The organism is Streptomyces sp. URMC 129, from assembly GCF_051386415.1.
GTDB lineage: Bacteria > Actinomycetota > Actinomycetes > Streptomycetales > Streptomycetaceae > Streptomyces.
In genome coordinates this window covers 1-1,131 of record NZ_JBPQTQ010000279.1, presented here as the reverse complement: position 1 = coordinate 1,131, position 1,131 = coordinate 1, and the positions used below count along the sequence as shown (strand labels likewise).

Sequence of the window (1,131 nt, the reverse complement as noted above, 5' to 3'; positions counted from 1 at the left end):
GGCCTGTGTGCCACCGCCGCGCCGCCGGGGCCGGGGAAGAGGGGGTGGGTGGCGAAACTCCCCCCGGCCCCGGCCTACAGCAGGCCGTCCCACATCTGTTCGAGCAGGACCGACCACCAGCTCTCCGGGTCGGCCACCGCCACCGGGTCCAGGGACCCGAGTTGTGCCTGGAAGTCCGTCGTCCAGCGACCCGCCTGTTCCGGGTTGAGGCCCAGGCGCAGGCGCCACATCCGGCCGAGGAGGGCCATGCAGCGGGCGAACTGCGGCAGGGACGCGTTGACGAACTGGGGTGGCACCGGCGGGGCGCCGGGGTCGGCCTCCAGGGGCACGGCGACGATGTGCGCCGTGCCGTACTGCACGCAGAGCTGGCGGCCGAAGTCCGTGCCGATCACCAGGTACGAACCGGCGTCCGGCGCGGGCTGGATGCCGCGTTCCATCGCCAGCTCGGCCAACGTCGGGATCGGACGGCCCGGTTGGGCCTGGGCCCAGAAGAACGGGCCGATCTCCAGCGGGACTCCGGCCCACACCAGAGTCTGCGCCACGATCTCCGGCACGCCCTGCCGGGAGACGGCCTGCGCCGGGTACCGGAACACTCCCTGCGGGCCGAACGCGTGCGCCAGCTCCTGGCCGATCACGTCGAGGCCCACGGCGGGCGCCGGCTGCTGCTGCGGCAACGGCGCGCGGACCGGGGCGGAACGCGGCGGGCCGTCCGCGAACTGCTGGAGCTCGTCCTGGTGTTCCACCAGGTGCCGGACCCCGGCCTGCCGGGAGGCGAACTCCCGCCCGTACGCGGCCGTGTGCGTGATCCGCACCTGCGGCCACGTCTCGCGGATCATGCGGGCGCAGTACCCGCCGGGCAGCTCGCACGACTGCAACTCGGTGTGCAGCTCCAGCACCTGCTGCGGCGGCACGTTCATGGCGTGCAGCTCGTGCAGCAACTGCCACTCGGGGTGCGGCATTCCGGGCGCGGAGCGGCGGATGAGCTGCTGCTCCGCGCCGTCCGGCGCGCGGTAGCGCAGCACCGCCATGTAGCCGGAGCCGACGACCGGCTGGCCGGGCGGCGGATAGCCGTACCCCTGGCCGCCGGGCGGCGGCGCGACGGGCGCGGGCGCGGGGGCAGGCGCTGGGGCG

1 protein-coding gene is annotated in these 1,131 nt (G+C 75.0%); it reads right to left on the bottom strand.

What is annotated here, in order from left to right:
• Window positions 1-74: 74 nt before the first annotated feature.
• On the bottom strand, window positions 75-1,131 hold a 1,057-nt coding region (locus tag ACSNOC_RS27760), incomplete at its 5' end, for an SUKH-4 family immunity protein (protein WP_436750333.1).